Here is a 15672-nt window from a genome sequence, read left to right as displayed (position 1 = left end):
TTTGCGGGTTACAAAATATTACAGGCCATGCATTCAGTCAATGGCCTGCAACATTCCATTTACACACTTTTACGCAGTCAGCGAGGTTACCGTTTCGTCTGCCGGGAAAACCACGCCGGTCTGGCGGCGAATCTCCGTTTGCAGTTTAGCGGTGATACGGCTGACGGCCAGTGCCGGGTGATCCACTTCGCCGGATTCAACCAAATGGGCAAAAGCCTCTGCCTCATACAGCATAGTATTGATGTGTTGAGGCGTCGTCAGATCCTGCGTTTTTCCCCCGCGCGGAACAAAGCACACTTTTTGGCATTCGGAAATATGCTCGATGACCAGCGATCCCGACTCGCCCTGAATTTCACTGGCTAATACTGAATCGCTTACTTTTGAGTGCTGGAGCGTAACGCTGAAATCACCGTAATTCAGCACCACCACACCGTGGGCATCCACGCCGCTTTCCAGCAGGCTGGCGCTGGCCTGAACGCTCTGTGGTTCGCCCCATAGCGCAATCGCCGAGGCCAGGCAGTAAAAACCGATATCCATAATCGAGCCATTGGAGAACGCCGGATTAAACGTGTTCGGATTTTCACCATCCAGATAGCGCTGGTAACGCGAGGAGTACTGGCAGTAATTGATAAATGCTTTCCTGATTTTTCCAACTTTTGGGAGCGATTGCTGTAACAGCAGGAAGTTAGGCAGGCTGGCGGTTTTAAACGCTTCAAACAGCACGACCTGGTTTTTACGCGCGCAGGCGATAGCGGCTTCGACTTGCGCCAAGTTGGAGGCCAGTGGCTTTTCGCAAATAACATGCTTTTTGTGCCGCAAAAACAGCTCGGTCTGCGGGAAGTGCAGGGAGTTTGGACTGGCGATGTAGACGGCGTCGATCGCCTCGCTTTGCGCCATCGCTTCCAGCGAAGTAAACAGATGCTCGACGGGGTAATCGTTGGCGAAGGTCTGTGCCTGCTCAAGGCTACGAGAATAGACTGCGGTTAACTTATACTTGCCGGTTTCATGGGCGGCATCGACAAACTGGCGGGTGATCCAGTTTGTGCCAATTACTGCGAAACGTATCATAAAGGCCTTCAGGCTGCGAAAAGGGATTCTTTCGTCAATTTAGCATGCCCTGAAGACAAAGCCAGTGCGCGACTACGCAGTTTGCTTTAACGATTGTTGCGTTAACCACAGGCGGGTATCGAACTCCAGTTGGTGATACTGAGGCTCCATATGACAGCACAGCTGGTAAAACGCTTTGTCGTGCTCTTTTTCTTTCAGATGCGCCAGTTCATGAACGACAATCATACGCAAAAAGGGTTCGGGGGCATTGCGAAAAACGGTCGCCACGCGGATCTCCGCTTTAGCTTTGAGCTTTCCGCCCTGCACGCGAGAAACGGCGGTATGCAGTCCCAGCGCATTCTTCAGAACGTGGATCTTGCTGTCATACATGACTTTATTCAGCGGCGGGGCGTTACGCAGAAACTGATTTTTCAGATCCTGAGTATATTGCCAGAGCGCTTTGTCGGTCGCGAAGTCATGCGTACCCGGATAGCGCTTCTCCAGCACTGCGCCCAGGCGTTGCTCAGCAATCAGCGTTCTCACCTGAGAAAGTAAATTCTCCGGATATCCTTGCAGATAGATCAACTGACTCATTAGTGCCCCATATAAAGTATAAAAAGTGTATACTCACGCACCCTTTTCAGGGATACGCCGAAATTTTACCATTCAGGAGGGCCGATGAGCCACATAGACAACGGTTTCCGTTCGCTGTCACTTAAACGTTTCCCGGAAACGGATGACGTTAACCCGCTGCTGGCGTGGGAAGCTGCAGATGAATATCTGCTGCAACAGTTGGACGATACCGAAATTAGCGGCCCGGTGCTGATCCTGAATGATACCTTTGGTGCGCTGGGCTGTGCGCTGGCGGAACATACGCCGTACAGCATTGGCGACTCCTATCTCAGCGAGCTTGCCACACGTGAGAACCTGCGTCACAACGATATTGCCGAGTCGAGCGTCAAGTTCCTCGACAGTACCGCTGACTATCCGCAGGCGCCGGGCGTGGTGCTGATTAAGCTGCCAAAAACCATGGCGCTGCTGGAGCAGCAACTGCGCGCCCTGCGTGAAGTGGTCACGCCGCAGACGCGTATCATCGCCGGTGCAAAAGCGCGTGATATCCACACCTCTACGCTGGAGCTGTTTGAGAAAGTGCTGGGACCAACCACCACCACGCTGGCATGGAAAAAGGCGCGCCTGATCAACGGCACCTTTACCAAACCGGCGCTGGCCGATACCGCCCAGACCCTGAGCTGGAAGCTGGAAGGCACCGACTGGACCATCCACAACCACGCCAACGTCTTCTCCCGTACCGGGCTGGACATCGGCGCACGTTTCTTTATGGAACATCTGCCGGAAAACCTTGAAGGCGAGATTGTCGATCTCGGCTGCGGTAACGGCGTGCTGGGCATGACGCTGCTGGCGAAGAACCCAGAAGCCAGCGTGGTGTTTGTTGATGAATCACCGATGGCGGTCGCTTCCAGCCGTCTGAACGTGGAAACCAACCTGCCGGACGCGCTGGATCGCAGCGAATTTATGATTAATAACGCGCTCTCCGGCGTAGAACCGTTCCGCTTCAACGCGGTGTTCTGCAACCCTCCGTTCCACCAGAAGCATGCGCTGACCGATAATATCGCCTGGGAGATGTTCCACCACGCCCGCCGCTGCCTGAAAATCAACGGTGAGCTGTACATTGTGGCTAACCGTCACCTCGACTACTTCCACAAGTTGAAGAAGATTTTCGGCAACTGCGTAACCATCGCCACCAATAATAAATTCGTGGTGCTAAAAGCGGTCAAAACCGGTCGCCGTCGTTAAGCCCTTGTGCCGGATAGCGGCTAACGCCTTATCCGGCCTACACGAGCTGCCTCGTAGGCCTGATAAGCGTAGCGCCATCAGGCAAAGATGTGCGCAGTTGTCTTATCCGACCTACGGGATACAACGTGTTAAATCTCCAGCGCTAAGCGGGTCCCCTGCGCAATAGCGCGTCGGGCATCCAGTTCCATCGCCACATCGCAGCCGCCGATCAGATGCACCGTTTTACCTGCCGCGTGCAGCGGATCGACCAGTTCACGGCGTGGCTCTTGTCCGGCGCAAATCACCACGTTATCCACGTTAAAGATCACCGGTTCGCCGTTCAACACGACGTGTAACCCATCATCATCAATCTTCTGGTAGCTGACTGTCGGGATCATTTTCACGCCGCGTGAGAGCAGGGTGGCGCGATGGATCCAGCCTGTCGTTTTACCTAAACCTTGCCCCGGTTTGCTGGCTTTGCGCTGCAACATCACTATCTGGCGCGGGCTGCGGGATAAGTGCGGACCTTCCGGGCGTAAGCCGCCAGGCTGTTGCAGGCTGGTGTCGATCCCCCATTCCACGCAGAACTCCGCAATGTTCTGGCTGGTGGCTTCACCGGGTTGACTCAGATACATGGCTGTATCAAAACCAATCCCGCCGCAGCCAACGATCGCTACGCGTTTGCCCACTGGCGTTTTATCGCGCAGGACGTCGAGATAGCTCAGCACTTTTGGATGTTCGATCCCCTCGATCGGCGGCATACGTGGCTCGATCCCGCTGGCAAGGATCACTTCGTCGAAAGTGTGCAGATCGTGTGCGCTGACAAAGTGATTCAGCTTCAGGGTCACGCCAGTCACGTCGATCATCCGGCGGTAGTAGCGCAGGGTTTCATAGAATTCTTCTTTGCCGGGGATCTGTTTGGCGATATTAAACTGCCCGCCAATCTCGCCATGTGCGTCAAACAGCGTGACGTGATGCCCGCGTGCGGCGGCATTAATGGCGAAGGCGAGGCCCGCAGGACCCGCACCGACAACCGCCAGATTCTTTGGTACAGCTGCCGCAACGATCGGCATTTTAGTTTCATGGCAGGCGCGCGGATTGACCAGGCAAGAGGTGACTTTGCCGACAAAGATCTGATCCAGACAGGCCTGGTTACAGCCGATACAGGTGTTGATCTCATCCGCTCGTCCGGTTTGCGCTTTTGACAGCAGTTCGGCATCGGCGAGGAACGGACGGGCCATCGACACCATATCGGCATCGCCACGGGCCAGAATGTCATCGGCGACCTGGGGATCGTTAATGCGGTTGGTGGTGACCAGTGGGATTGTCACATGCCCTTTCAGCTTACGCGTCACCCAACTAAACGCGCCGCGCGGTACCGGGGTAGCGATAGTGGGAATACGCGCCTCATGCCAGCCAATACCGGTGTTAATGATGGTGGCCCCGGCGGCTTCTATAGCCTGCGCCAGCTGGACGGTTTCGTCGAAGGTTCCGCCGTTTTCTACCAGATCGAGCATCGACAGGCGGAAGATAATTATAAAGTCATTACCGGCACGCTGACGTACCGCTCTCACCACCTCAACGGCAAAATGCATCCGGTTGGCATACTCACCGCCCCATTGGTCATCGCGCTGGTTGGTACGCAGAGTCAGGAATTCGTTGATGAGATACCCTTCCGACCCCATCACTTCTACGCCATCGTAGCCCGCTTCCCGCGCCAGTTGGGCGCAATGGGCAAAATCTTCAATCAACTGCAGCACTTCATCGTGCGTCAGCTCATGTGGCGTAAAGCGGTTAATGGGGGCCTGAATAGCAGATGGTGCCACCAGATGCGGCTGGTAGCTGTAACGCCCGGTGTGCAGGATTTGCAGGGCGATTTTGCCGCCTTCGTCATGAACGGCATCGGTAATGACACGATGGTGTGCAAGCTGGCTGCTGTCGTTGAGCATCGCGCCGCCTTCCATCCCCACGCCGGAAAGCGCAGGCGCAATGCCTCCGCTCACAATTAACGCTACGCCGTGACGAGCGCGCTCGGCGTAGAACGCGGCCAGCCGTTCTGCACCGTCGGGATACTCCTCCAGCCCGGTATGCATTGAACCCATCAGCACGCGGTTTTTAAGCGTGGTGAAGCCTAAATCGAGCGGGGCGAACAGCGACGGATAGCTCATAAAGGTGTCCAGTATGTAAAATTATTGTTATGTGGTCGGATGAGTTCTAATTTAGCCGTCGCCGCGTAAAAGGGAAAAGGGGAATGCCGTGATTGTGATGGGATTCAAAAAAGGAGTGGGGCCAGAGAATGAATATGCCGGATATCGGTGCAAGCACCTAATCCGGCCTGTGAAAATGTGTCTTTGTAGGCCGGATAAGCGAAGCGCCATCCGGCGGTATGTCACAGATTACTGTTTTTTAAGAAAATCGTTATACAGCATATAGAGATGTGCCGCGCTCCAGGAGAAGTTCGGCGCGCCCTGTTGTGCGCCAGTCAACGGGTTATAGTTTTCCTGAATCGGACCATCTGCGGTAAGGCCTTTGGCGTGGCTGAAGAAGGTATCCGCCAGTTTTAATGCTTCATCGCGATAGCCATAACGCTCCATCCCTTTTAGCCCAAACCAGAACTGATCCACCCAGACGCGCCCGCGCCAGTGGATGTCCGCGCCGAAGGCGGGGTTGGTTAGCGCTGCAGTACCAAGTGGTACAAAGGTGTTGAACTCTTTGGGATCGAGCATCACCTTAACCACCGCATCCGCATGGGGCTGCGTTGCCGCCCCGTTAAACAGCGGCGACCAGCCTTCCGGCCCTTTGCCACGTTCGACGATTGGTTTACCCGCACAGCCGTTGGTCAACGGGGTATCTTCGATCCTCACGTCATAGAAGAATCGGGTGTCTGGGTCGAACATGCAGGTATTGATATAATCCGCCAGTTTTTGCGCCAACTGGCGGTAGCGCTGCGCTTCTTTGTGTTTACCGAGCAGGGTCGCCATCTCCGCCAGATAATGGTTGTCGCTGTACATATAGCTGGCCTGATCGACCGATTCCTGCAGCAGCGAGTAACCCAGCAACTTACCGTCGTTACTGCGGTTTTCGGCAAATTTGACCACCCAGTCGCTGCGTTTCCCACCGTTAGCGACGTATTTATCCAGTTGCTCTTTGTCGATAAAACCAAAGACTGCCGCATCGTCACGCCCGGATTCCCAGGAAGCAGCAACCTGTGCTGGGATCTCGAGGCTGTCATACTGGCCTTTACTGGTGATGTTGGCGTAGTTTTTCAGTCCGGAAAGGGTTTCTTCCTTGTCGCCATTTTTCACCGTAAACAGCATTTCACCGCTGTCGGTATTGTGGGCTTTATCGCGGGTCGCGCCGTATTCCGGTACGCCGTTGCCGTTATGATCGCGGTTTCGCAGCCACCAGTCGTGATATGCGACCAGCTTTGGATACATCTCTTCGAGCCAGGCCTTATCCTTGGTGACGTTGTAGACTTCCATCACCGACCAGGCAGCCAGGCTTGGCTTGGTGTTACGCTCGTTCCAGTTGCCGCCGTCGCCGCCGCGCTCGGGGCTAAGGTTCCAGGCAATCAGGTCGGGAATGAATCCGGCGTCTTGCGGGCGAACGGGATCGCCGGGTTTAATCTGCCATGAAAAGACGGCGCGGATGTTCTCTTTGGCGATTTCCGGGTTAAAGTGCGCCATGGCGAAGGCCTGCTTCCAGGTATCCCACGGCCAGGTCTGGTTGCCGGAGAACCAACGGCCGGTAACCGACGGTGTCACGGTATTGTGTTTTACCGCGCCGCCCGGCGATCGCCAGTTACCGTTCAGCGTTTCGATCGCCTTCACCGCCACTCGGGTTTGTTCTGGCGTGGCGTCCGGGTTGTTTAAGCCTTTCTTGAGATAGTCGTCCCAGCGCTGCTGCGAGGCGAGCATGTAAGAAGAAGGACGCGCCAGAATATCGCGGATCTGCGGCTGCTCTTTTGCCACATCTTCGGCGGTAAGCAGATGAGACCAGGTGGTGTAAATCGTCGTCGAACCGTTGATATGGGTCTTCCCCGTGAAGCGATGACCATTAACCGTGGTTTTCATGGCGACAGATTTATGCACCTGATACTCCGACTCGCCGGAGGTGAGCAGATCCCAGGTTGAACGCACCTTGCCGAAGGTGACTTTCAGGCCGTCGTGCGTGGCGGTGATTTTGCGCTGATAGCCAGGGAACTCGCCATCAATGGTTTTATCCGACAGGGCTTTTCCCTCTTTTGCCTCCAGTTTTTCCAGCAGTTCGCCGTCCCACACCAGATCCAGCGGCGAGTTGCTGGTGATTTTGGTTTCCAGCAGCGAAGTGCGCGGACTGGCGAAGCGTAGCGTCATCTCTACCTGTACATCTTTTGATGACAATTTCTGTACCAGCGCCCCGGGAATGCTGTAAGCCTCAAGGGTGAAATCGACCTTTTTACCGTGCTGATACACCGTCAGTCGGTCAAAATTATTGGCCATAAAGTTGATGTACTCTTCGGTCAGCAGTGCGACGCCAGGAAAGCCGCCCATTGTTGCGGGGCCATCTGGCAACAGATGCCCGTGCCATGAGCCGAGGTCGAAAAATGGATTAAAACGCTGGTGGTCGTCGTGATCGTAGTCATGCATGTAGTCCGGCGCACCGGTGCGATTAATGATGTTTTTGAAGTCATTAACGCTGGCGGCATGCGCAGAGACGTTCATCAGCAGGAGGCAGGCCAGCGGCGTAAGAAGAGGTTTGATATTCATGGGTTCCGGTCCTTGTTACCAATAGAAATATTGCATCAGGAAGATTTGGTCGCTCGGATCACCAGATGCATTCTGCATATAGAACCGGCTGTCGAAGGCGGTAGCGAAACGTCCGCCGCCGTATTCATACCAGATACCGAACTGCATAAAGGACGTGGTTTCTTCCTCAGCGCGATCTGGTCGGTGTTTGGCGTAGCTATATGCGGTGGAGAGGTAAACGCCTTTTAGCGCTTCATACATCGCGCTGACCATATAGCCGGTCTCGGTGCCGGACACATCCAGCCCGTCGGCGCGACCCGTGTGGTGCCACGCGCGGGCGGCGAAGTTGGGCGAGAGGATGCCGGTCAGGAACAGCTGTCCGGTACCGTCCGTTATCTCCAGACCGTTCATCCAGGTTACGCCTTCAGTCAGGTCGTACTGGATGTAACCATTCATCATAGCCGGATAGGTATATTTATCGTCGTAGCGATCGTATTTACCAAAGTGCAACCAGGCTTTGCTTTCATCGTGATGTCCGGCGGGTGTAGCGGTCACGCTATAGCGCAAAGGGCCGGTCAGGTTTTGCACCTTAATGGCGGTCATGATGTCTCGGGTATTCGGAATAACGTAGCCCAGGTCTGGCGTGAAATCCCCCCACCACTGCAGGTCATCCAGCGAGGAGTCCTGGCGCAGGCTGAGCATCACCTCTGTTCCTGCATCGGTACGGTAACCACCGTAAAAGCGGTTGATCCCGCCTTCGAATCCGCCCCAGCTATGGTCAGGAACCCAGGCATTGCCTTGATGGTCGGCCTGTACGGTCCAGCCCTCGCCGTAGATCAGACCAAACCATGAACCGTGTTTTATCTCCAGGCCACCTTCAATGTAAGTACCGTCGCTGTATTTATGCTTATCTTTTCCTTCTAAATCCATATATCCACCCATGCCCAATTCGCCATAAAAACGAAAAGAGGGGGAGGTTATGGCAGGTGTTTTCGTATCGTCGTGTTCAGCAGGGCGAACTTCTTCTGCACCCAGAGAAGAGACGCAGAAAAAGGGCAGGGCAATAATTGCCCTGCAATAATGGCTAATGTTATTCATGCTTCGATCCTAAGCAAATAAAATATAATTTTTATTGTTATATACCCTTCATACTTCAAGCTGCATGTGCGTTAGCTACGTTCGTTCACCCCAGTCACATAGTTATCTATGCTCCTGGGAATTCACTCACTTGCCGCCTTCATGCAACTCGAATTATTTTGGTTATAGCCTTGGAGAATATTGTTTATTGTTATTATGTTTTAGTCATTAATTGACATCTGAAGCGGGAGCAGCCTCAATAGCTTTTTCTTCTTTAGTTAGCCCTTTGATGTATTTACTGTATTTCCACCAGGCAAAACCGAGGAAAATAACAATCCCACCGACGTTATAGAAAATAATGGTTATGATATTTCCGCCGCTCGGGAAGGTAGAGGCAATAAATCCGATAGTGAACAGGACGATCAGCATTGATACCACAATAATGCCGGTTTTTTGCGAACCCATACGGAAGTCGCGCGGTAAGTGGTCCAGTTTTGCGCGCAGATTCAGGTAGGCCAGCATAATAAACAGCGGCGGCAGCATCGATGCGGCGGCGGTCATGTTGATGATGGTGTTCATTAGGTCTTGCACGGTATTGGAACCGAGCGTTGGGATAATCATCAGCGGGATAACGATCAGAAACTGGATCCACGCTGCACGGGCCGGTACGCCGTTTTCATTCAGTTCGACGGTTTTTTTACCGAAAATGCCCGCCGGAATTTCAGAGAAGAAGATCTTCACCGGCGTTGCGGTCCACATCAGCAGAGAGCCGAACATCGCGGTAAAGGAGACCAGGCCGACAAAGCGGTTAACGATCAGTTCCGGCAGACCAAAGTATGCCGCCAGACCGTGGAATACCTGCACCGATCCACCGGTAAACTTCAGCTCTTTGCTGCTGACGAAGACGTTGATCAGCACCGAGGAGATGGAATAAAGCACGCCGATAAAAATCCCGGCAATGATAATGACCTTCACGAACGATTTTGACCCGCCCTTGACGTCGTTGACATATACCGCCACGGACTCCGCGCCGCCTGCCGCCATGAATATCCAGGTGGTAATACCGAGGAACGCCCAGTTAAAATTCGGGATCATTGCATCAACGGTGATGGGGTCAGCAGGCTGCACGCCGCCCACCAACGCAGTACCCGCCAGTAAAATGTAGGACAGCGTCAGCAGCAGCATTAACGTGGAGGTGACGGAGGTAATCGGCCCCAGCATTTTTGCGCCGTTGGTCGAAACCCAGGTCGAGAAGGCAAACAGCACCATACTTAACACGGTTGTGGCGAACGGCGTCAGAATGTATTCGTAGCCTAAAAATGCGTACGAGGCATAGGCGATAACGCGCGGGAGTAACGAGGTAAAAAAGAACAGGTTAACGAACCAGTAGGTGTAGGCGGTAATAAAGGCCCAGCGCCCGCCCAGCGAGCTTTTCACCCATGCGTAGACACCGGCTTCGGAGTTTTTATTCAGCGAAACAAATTCGGCGATGATTAAGCAGAATGGAATAAAGTAGAAAATTGTCGCGAGGAAAAACATCGGTGCGGATGCCAGACCAAGCTCAATATTATTGTTGATAACGTTATTAAAACTATAAACCGCGGCAAAGGTGAGTGAAAGTAAGCCGAACTTGCCGATGGTATTACGTTTGGTATCAGACATAGCACATCTCCGATTCCTGATTATTATAGGGTACTGGCGGCGCAACGTCGGCGCCGCCTGTGTTTTTTATTTATTATGAAAATAACCATCTTCGATGGTGACTTTGAGTACGACTTTCTTCACTACGCTATTACAGATAAAACGATAGGCTTCATGGTTGTCACAAATAACCATTTGTCCTTCGTGCACTTCTACGGTTTTTCCGCAGCCTTTCAAATATTCGCGGTCGGTTTCATCGCGATAATATTCAACCACCTGGAGATCCTCTTTGGCGGCATACTCTATTTTTTGCTGTCCTTGCAGGTAGTAGTGGATCTCAAAATAACGACGATGGCCGGTAAACAGCGCATCGGTTGCAGAGTCCGTCTCTACACGGTAGCTCAGAGAATCACCGATAGAGTGAGCGACGCCTGGCTGAATATTGTCAATATTTTCAATGGCCTCGACGCAGCGTTGCCATTTTCGACCCGAAGCATAGCGTTGCTGGAACTGCTCTAAGTTGTCGATGATCCTCATTTTGTATTCTCGCTGTGCATATTCGTGGAAAAGAACCCGGTGCCAAAGGCACGGTTGGCGGTGGTTTGAGCGCCAGACTCACTGCCGGAAACCGGCAACAACGTGAAGCCGTAGCTGAATGACGTAAACCAGACGCGCCAGGAATCAAGTACCTCGCTTCCCCACGAGTTAGAACCTAAGCCCAGTAGCTGATGGTCCAGATTGAGGGTGATGTCATCGCTGTGCTGCAGCTCATTACAGTGCTGTGCGGCAAAGATATTTTCTGGCGTATAGCGCCAGGCGCTCAGATTGACAGGGCGCTGCGGAATCACTAGCAGACCGTTACCGTGACGATTGGTTAGCGTTGCCCAACGTACGTCCTGACGATTGCCGTTGTTTTGCGGGAACGGATAATTCTCGAACATCTCATCCACGCTGCTGCGCCAAATGTCGATGATGTTGGCCTGCTGACTATCGGCATAGTTTTCACCAGGACCACGTCCGTACCAGGCCACCTGTCCCAAATCACCGCTGATGCCCATCGTGAAGCCGATGCAAGGAATAATGTCCCGGTACTCGCCGTAAGGCTGGCCGGAAAGCTCCACATTCAACTGACCGTCTGCGGCAATCCGCCAGCGATAGGTGCAGCGCATACCGAAATCAAATACCGGCGGGGCGATAATCGTCTGGCTGGTTATCAGCAGCGCATCTTCGGTTTGCTCAAAGGTAAAGTCGCGCAGATGCTCCTGCATTATCTGTATATGATTTGGCTGCCAGAGGCCTTCGAACTCTTGCTTGTGGTTATCTATGGTTGGTTTGAAGAAATTAATCTTCGGCTCGCGGGTAATCAGCTCTTCACCATTGACGTTCCAACTAATGGGTTTACCGGTCAGCTTTGAGAACGTCAGATGGAAGTTATAACCGCGAACGGTGCAGCTCTGGCGGTTCTCTTCCAGCGTCAAAGGGGTGGCGTTTTGCAGACTGAACGGTACGGCAGTCGCCGTTCTGGCTTTCAGCGGGAACTGATAAGTCGCGATGTGATGCCCGGCTTCGCTGTATAACGTGCGGGAATCTTTCGTCACGGTGACGTTGAGGAACGCCTCGCGCGCATCCAGCTCCGGCAACGTGTATTGCAGCAGCGTATCGCTGTTGGGAGGAACGTCGCGCAGTTTTATCTGCTGAGCAGAGAGCGTATCTCCTTCGGCGCGAACCTCAATATGCAAGGTGTAGTCGTCAAGCGTGGTGAACCAGAGTTTGTTTTCTACCCGCAGCTCGCCGCGAGCCAGATCCTGCGCGCGCACTTTCACTGGTGCAATTACCTGCTTGTACTCTTGCAGACCCGGGCCTGGGGTTTGATCGGAATAAATCAGGCCATCAAGGCAGAAGTTGTAGTTGTTCGGGTAGTCGCCGTAGTCACCGCCATAGTTGTACCAGACGTTACCGTCGTCATCTTTGGCCTGAATCCCGTGATCGCACCACTCCCAGACATAGTGTCCCTGAATGCAATCATGCTGATAGAAGACGTTCTGATATTCCGTTAGCCCGCCGGGGCCGTTGCCCATTGCGTGAGCATATTCGCAGATGATGCGCGGTTTAGGATGTGGGTATTCACCAAACTCATTCATCAACGGTACGCGGGTGTACATGGTGGAAATGATATCCACCACTTCGGCGTCACGATCTTCTTCGTAGTGGATCAGACGCGTGTCATCCAGCGCTTTTGCCGCGTGGTACATGGCGCGAATATTACAGCCGTAGCCGGATTCATTGCCGAGCGACCAGATGACGATCGACGGGTGGTTTTTCTGCGCGTGGACGTGGCGTACGATGCGCTCAACGTAGACATTTTCCCACAGCGGATCGTCGGTGATCCGGCTGATATCGCCGATATTAGCGAAGCCGTGAGATTCAACGTCGGTTTCGGCCATGACGAACAAACCGTAGATATCGCACAATTCATAGAAACGTGGATCGTTCGGGTAATGGGCGGTGCGTACGGAGTTGATGTTGTGCTGCTTCATTAACAGCAGATCTTTTTCCACGCGATCCATACCGACCGCGCGACCCTTGAGATGATCGTTATCATGACGGTTGACGCCATGCAGCATGACATAGCGGTTATTGATGTAAAACAGACCGTTGCGAACGTTGATATCGCGGAATCCGACGCGCTGCGGCACAACCTCAAGGATGTTGCCGCTGGCATCTCTCAGGGTCATCACCAGATGATAGAGATACGGCGATTCCGCTGACCACTGCTGTGGTGCGCTGACCTTGAAATTGAACGCGGTGCGGGTGAGTTTATCCACTGTCAGAGCGTTAATCACACCGCTATGCAGTGCCTGCTCACCGTCAAACAAAGTGTATTCGAGCGATGCCATCGTTGGCGTGGAGGCGATGTTTTCCAGCACGATGTCGCAGGAGAGGGTGGCATCGCGATAGTCATCATCGAAATCGGTACGAACGGTAAAATCCTGGATATGGGTCGCCTGTTTGCCGACCAGATAGACGTCGCGGAAAATTCCCGCCGACCACCACATATCCTGGTCTTCAACGTAGGTGGAATCAGCCCATTGCATGACGCGAACGCACAGCAGGTTGTCACCGGTTTTCACCACCGCGCTGATATCAAACTCGGCCGTCAGGCGACTGCCTTTGCTGAAGCCAACGTACTGACCATTCACGTAAACTTCGAAGTAGGTTTCTACGCCATCAAATTTAATCAGCGTCTGTTTGCCCTGCCAGCCTTCGCTGAGAGAGAAAATACGCTGGTAGGCTCCGGTGGGGTTATTGGTCGGCACGTAGGGGACATCAATCGGGAAAGGAAAACCTTCGTCGGTATACTGCAGCTTGCCGTGCCCTTCCATCTGCCACATACCGGGGACGGTGATGTTGCCCCAGTCGCTCATAAACTGCGACGTAAAGGCTTCCGGCACCTGCAGCGGATGCTCAAAGAACTGGAAATTCCACTGACCGCTCAGCAACTGAAAGAGGCTGCTGGTTTCGCGGGCAAACGAGCGAGCCTGCGCAACGGAGTCGTAAGAGAAAAAATATGCGCGTGGCGCCAGTCGATTTTCGTGGGTGAGCTGAATGTTTTCCCAGCGATTCATAAGGCCTCCCGGTGGAGAAAAATCGGAACCATTCATTTTAATGGTGAGTAAGTGTAATTGATGGTGATTTTAGTAAAAGTTTTACTAAAATATAGCGAGTGAGGTGATTTACTTTAACTGGATCACGAAAATAATTCGGGCGCAGAAAAGAATGCATGACAATGCGCGCCCGGCTTCAGCAGAAACCGGACGGATTAACGGGGGATTTTAGCGGGTGGTGCCGCGCAGTTTCAGCTTGCTGGGAACAAAAACCAGCAGGGGAAGTGCACGTCCGTCGCGGGCTTTCTCAAACAGCAGGTTGACGCCCTGACTGCCCATCATTTCTGAATGGATGCGTACGGTGGAAAGCGGAGGAAAGGTGAAGCGCGCCGTCGGGATATCATTAACGCTAATCAGCGAAATATCCTGCGGAATGTTCAGTCCACGCTCGTGAATGGCGCGCAGAACGCCAATAGCAATCGAGTCAGAAGCCACAAACAGGGCGCTGGGATAGTCGGCTTTCGCCAGCATTTTTTTGGCCAGTTCATAGCCTGATGAACTGGAGAAGCCGCCGCGATAAATATCCTGTTCTGAAACGACCTGCTGCAGACGACCGTATTCGACAAACGCGGCTTCGCGGATATCAGCCTTGCCAGGCTGATCTTCGCCGCCGATGAAGCCAATGCGGGTCACGCCCTGGGCGATGAAGTAGTCGATGCTCTCTTTACTGATGCGGGCCAGATCGATATCGACAGCGTCATATTCGCTGCCGGGTTCATGAAAATCGATAAAGCAGATGTTGTCGGTAAGCGCTGTTGCCGCCTCGCGCAGCGCAGGAGAAGGCTTGCCGACAATAAGAATGCCGGTAATGTTTTTGCTCTCCGGCAACCCACTGTGCTCATAGCAGTTGGTCAGTTCAATCCCCAGCTTCTCGCACTGGGTTTCAATCCCATGGCGGATCGCGAGATAGTAAGGATCGTTGATTTCCAAATCCTGCTGATAGCTGTAGAGCGCCAGAATATGCTGGGGGCCGAGTGCGCTGGTCTGGTTCTTACGGGCGCTGCTCGTTTTGTACTCCAGCTTTTCCGCGATCTCCAGAATGCGATGCTTGGTCTCTTCTTTTACATTCAGCGTGGGGTCATCGTTTAAAACCCGGGACACTGTCGCCAGGGACACGCCAGCTTCGATTGCGATGTCTTTAAGTGTTGCCATGTTTGCCTTTTCCCTGAGTTACCTGCGCATTGTAAATGAAGTGCTTATCTATTCATCTGTTTTCAGTAAAAAAAGCACGTTTAATTGACATGCTCGGGGTAAAACTGGGCTTGCAGAGTGTGATGGATACGTCATTTCCCCGCTTTTGAGAACAATGCCCGGAAAATAGTTTGCTAGTATTTAGTAAAATTTTACCAAAGGAGAAAACAATGGATACTGTCGCATTTGCTGATTTTGCCCGCATGGAAATACGTGTTGGAAAAATCGCACAGGTTAAGCGCCATGACAATGCCGATAAGCTGTATATCGTACAGGTTGATGTGGGAGAACGTACGCTGCAAACCGTGACCAGCCTGGTGCCTTATTACAGCGAAGAGGAGCTGATGGGGAAAACGGTGGTGGTGCTGTGTAATCTGCAAAAGGCCAAAATGCGCGGTGAAACATCAGAATGTATGCTGCTGTGCGCTGAGACGGACGATGGCAGCGAAAGCGTGCTGTTAACGCCAGAACGGGTGATGCCTGCAGGCGTGCGGATTGTTTAAATGGTGCTGATGCCGGATGGCGGCTAC

Annotated in this window: 11 protein-coding genes; 2 read left to right on the top strand and 9 right to left on the bottom strand. The window is 53.1% G+C overall.

The features are described from left to right. Positions 1 to 69: 69 nt before the first annotated feature. The gene (locus tag G4551_RS20615) at positions 70 to 1068 is read right to left on the bottom strand and encodes a Gfo/Idh/MocA family protein (RefSeq protein ID WP_003841488.1); all 999 of its coding nucleotides are present in this window, start codon (positions 1066 to 1068) and stop codon (positions 70 to 72) included. Between the two features lie 72 nt (positions 1069 to 1140). Further along, complete coding sequence (locus G4551_RS20610; RefSeq protein ID WP_003024792.1) at positions 1141 to 1641, bottom strand: M48 metallopeptidase family protein; 501 nt, start codon at positions 1639 to 1641, stop codon at positions 1141 to 1143. A gap of 84 nt (positions 1642 to 1725) precedes the next feature. On the opposite strand from G4551_RS20610, the gene rlmG reads away from it, so the two are divergent. Then, positions 1726 to 2862: a 23S rRNA (guanine(1835)-N(2))-methyltransferase RlmG gene (gene rlmG / locus G4551_RS20605; protein WP_003024789.1), complete on the top strand. Its 1137-nt coding sequence runs from the start codon at positions 1726 to 1728 to the stop codon at positions 2860 to 2862. Between the two features lie 128 nt (positions 2863 to 2990). Here the strand turns inward: rlmG and G4551_RS20600 are convergent, their stop codons facing one another. From G4551_RS20600 to ebgR, 7 genes are all read right to left on the bottom strand, one after another. Beyond that, positions 2991 to 5009, bottom strand: a complete 2019-nt coding sequence (locus G4551_RS20600) for an oxidoreductase (RefSeq protein ID WP_003841484.1) — start codon at positions 5007 to 5009, stop codon at positions 2991 to 2993. Positions 5010 to 5237: 228 nt separating this feature from the next. Next, on the bottom strand, positions 5238 to 7589 hold the full coding sequence (gene ygjK, locus G4551_RS20595; protein WP_003841482.1) for an alpha-glucosidase: 2352 nt from the start codon (positions 7587 to 7589) through the stop codon (positions 5238 to 5240). Between the two features lie 15 nt (positions 7590 to 7604). Continuing rightward, complete coding sequence (ygjJ, locus tag G4551_RS20590; RefSeq protein ID WP_003841480.1) at positions 7605 to 8666, bottom strand: protein YgjJ; 1062 nt, start codon at positions 8664 to 8666, stop codon at positions 7605 to 7607. 207 nt (positions 8667 to 8873) lie between these two features. Continuing rightward, positions 8874 to 10307: an amino acid permease gene (locus G4551_RS20585; protein ID WP_003841478.1), complete on the bottom strand. Its 1434-nt coding sequence runs from the start codon at positions 10305 to 10307 to the stop codon at positions 8874 to 8876. Positions 10308 to 10373: 66 nt separating this feature from the next. Continuing rightward, positions 10374 to 10823, bottom strand: coding sequence for a beta-galactosidase subunit beta (locus tag G4551_RS20580; protein WP_003024776.1), 450 nt, complete (start codon positions 10821 to 10823; stop codon positions 10374 to 10376). Beyond that, positions 10820 to 13912 carry a beta-galactosidase subunit alpha gene (ebgA, locus tag G4551_RS20575; RefSeq protein WP_003841476.1) on the bottom strand — a complete coding sequence of 1031 codons (3093 nt, stop codon included), beginning with the start codon at positions 13910 to 13912 and terminating at the stop codon, positions 10820 to 10822. The genes G4551_RS20580 and ebgA overlap by 4 nt, the downstream gene beginning before the upstream one ends. Positions 13913 to 14119: 207 nt before the next feature. After that, positions 14120 to 15103: a transcriptional regulator EbgR gene (gene ebgR / locus G4551_RS20570; protein ID WP_003024771.1), complete on the bottom strand. Its 984-nt coding sequence runs from the start codon at positions 15101 to 15103 to the stop codon at positions 14120 to 14122. Positions 15104 to 15312: 209 nt separating this feature from the next. Here ebgR and G4551_RS20565 point away from each other — a divergent pair, with 209 nt between their 5' ends. Beyond that, positions 15313 to 15645 (top strand): tRNA-binding protein, encoded by a 333-nt coding sequence (locus G4551_RS20565; protein WP_003024768.1) that lies wholly within the window; start codon positions 15313 to 15315, stop codon positions 15643 to 15645. Positions 15646 to 15672: the final 27 nt, after the last annotated feature.

It is taken from the genome of Citrobacter freundii ATCC 8090 = MTCC 1658 = NBRC 12681 (assembly GCF_011064845.1).
Classification (GTDB): Bacteria; Pseudomonadota; Gammaproteobacteria; order Enterobacterales; family Enterobacteriaceae; genus Citrobacter; species Citrobacter freundii.
This window is presented reverse-complemented; position numbering and strand designations above follow the sequence as displayed.

What these genes read in the sequence shown, in the direction of transcription:
- G4551_RS20580 (WP_003024776.1), bottom strand. Translation starts at nt 10,823, where the DNA reads ATGAGGATCATCGACAACTTAGAGCAGTTCCAGCAACGCTATGCTTCG.
- ebgA (WP_003841476.1), bottom strand. Translation starts at nt 13,912, where the DNA reads ATGAATCGCTGGGAAAACATTCAGCTCACCCACGAAAATCGACTGGCG.
- G4551_RS20600 (WP_003841484.1), bottom strand. Translation starts at nt 5,009, where the DNA reads ATGAGCTATCCGTCGCTGTTCGCCCCGCTCGATTTAGGCTTCACCACG.
- G4551_RS20565 (WP_003024768.1), top strand. Translation starts at nt 15,313, where the DNA reads ATGGATACTGTCGCATTTGCTGATTTTGCCCGCATGGAAATACGTGTT.
- ygjK (WP_003841482.1), bottom strand. Translation starts at nt 7,589, where the DNA reads ATGAATATCAAACCTCTTCTTACGCCGCTGGCCTGCCTCCTGCTGATG.
- G4551_RS20610 (WP_003024792.1), bottom strand. Translation starts at nt 1,641, where the DNA reads ATGAGTCAGTTGATCTATCTGCAAGGATATCCGGAGAATTTACTTTCT.
- G4551_RS20585 (WP_003841478.1), bottom strand. Translation starts at nt 10,307, where the DNA reads ATGTCTGATACCAAACGTAATACCATCGGCAAGTTCGGCTTACTTTCA.
- rlmG (WP_003024789.1), top strand. Translation starts at nt 1,726, where the DNA reads ATGAGCCACATAGACAACGGTTTCCGTTCGCTGTCACTTAAACGTTTC.
- G4551_RS20615 (WP_003841488.1), bottom strand. Translation starts at nt 1,068, where the DNA reads ATGATACGTTTCGCAGTAATTGGCACAAACTGGATCACCCGCCAGTTT.
- ygjJ (WP_003841480.1), bottom strand. Translation starts at nt 8,666, where the DNA reads ATGAATAACATTAGCCATTATTGCAGGGCAATTATTGCCCTGCCCTTT.
- ebgR (WP_003024771.1), bottom strand. Translation starts at nt 15,103, where the DNA reads ATGGCAACACTTAAAGACATCGCAATCGAAGCTGGCGTGTCCCTGGCG.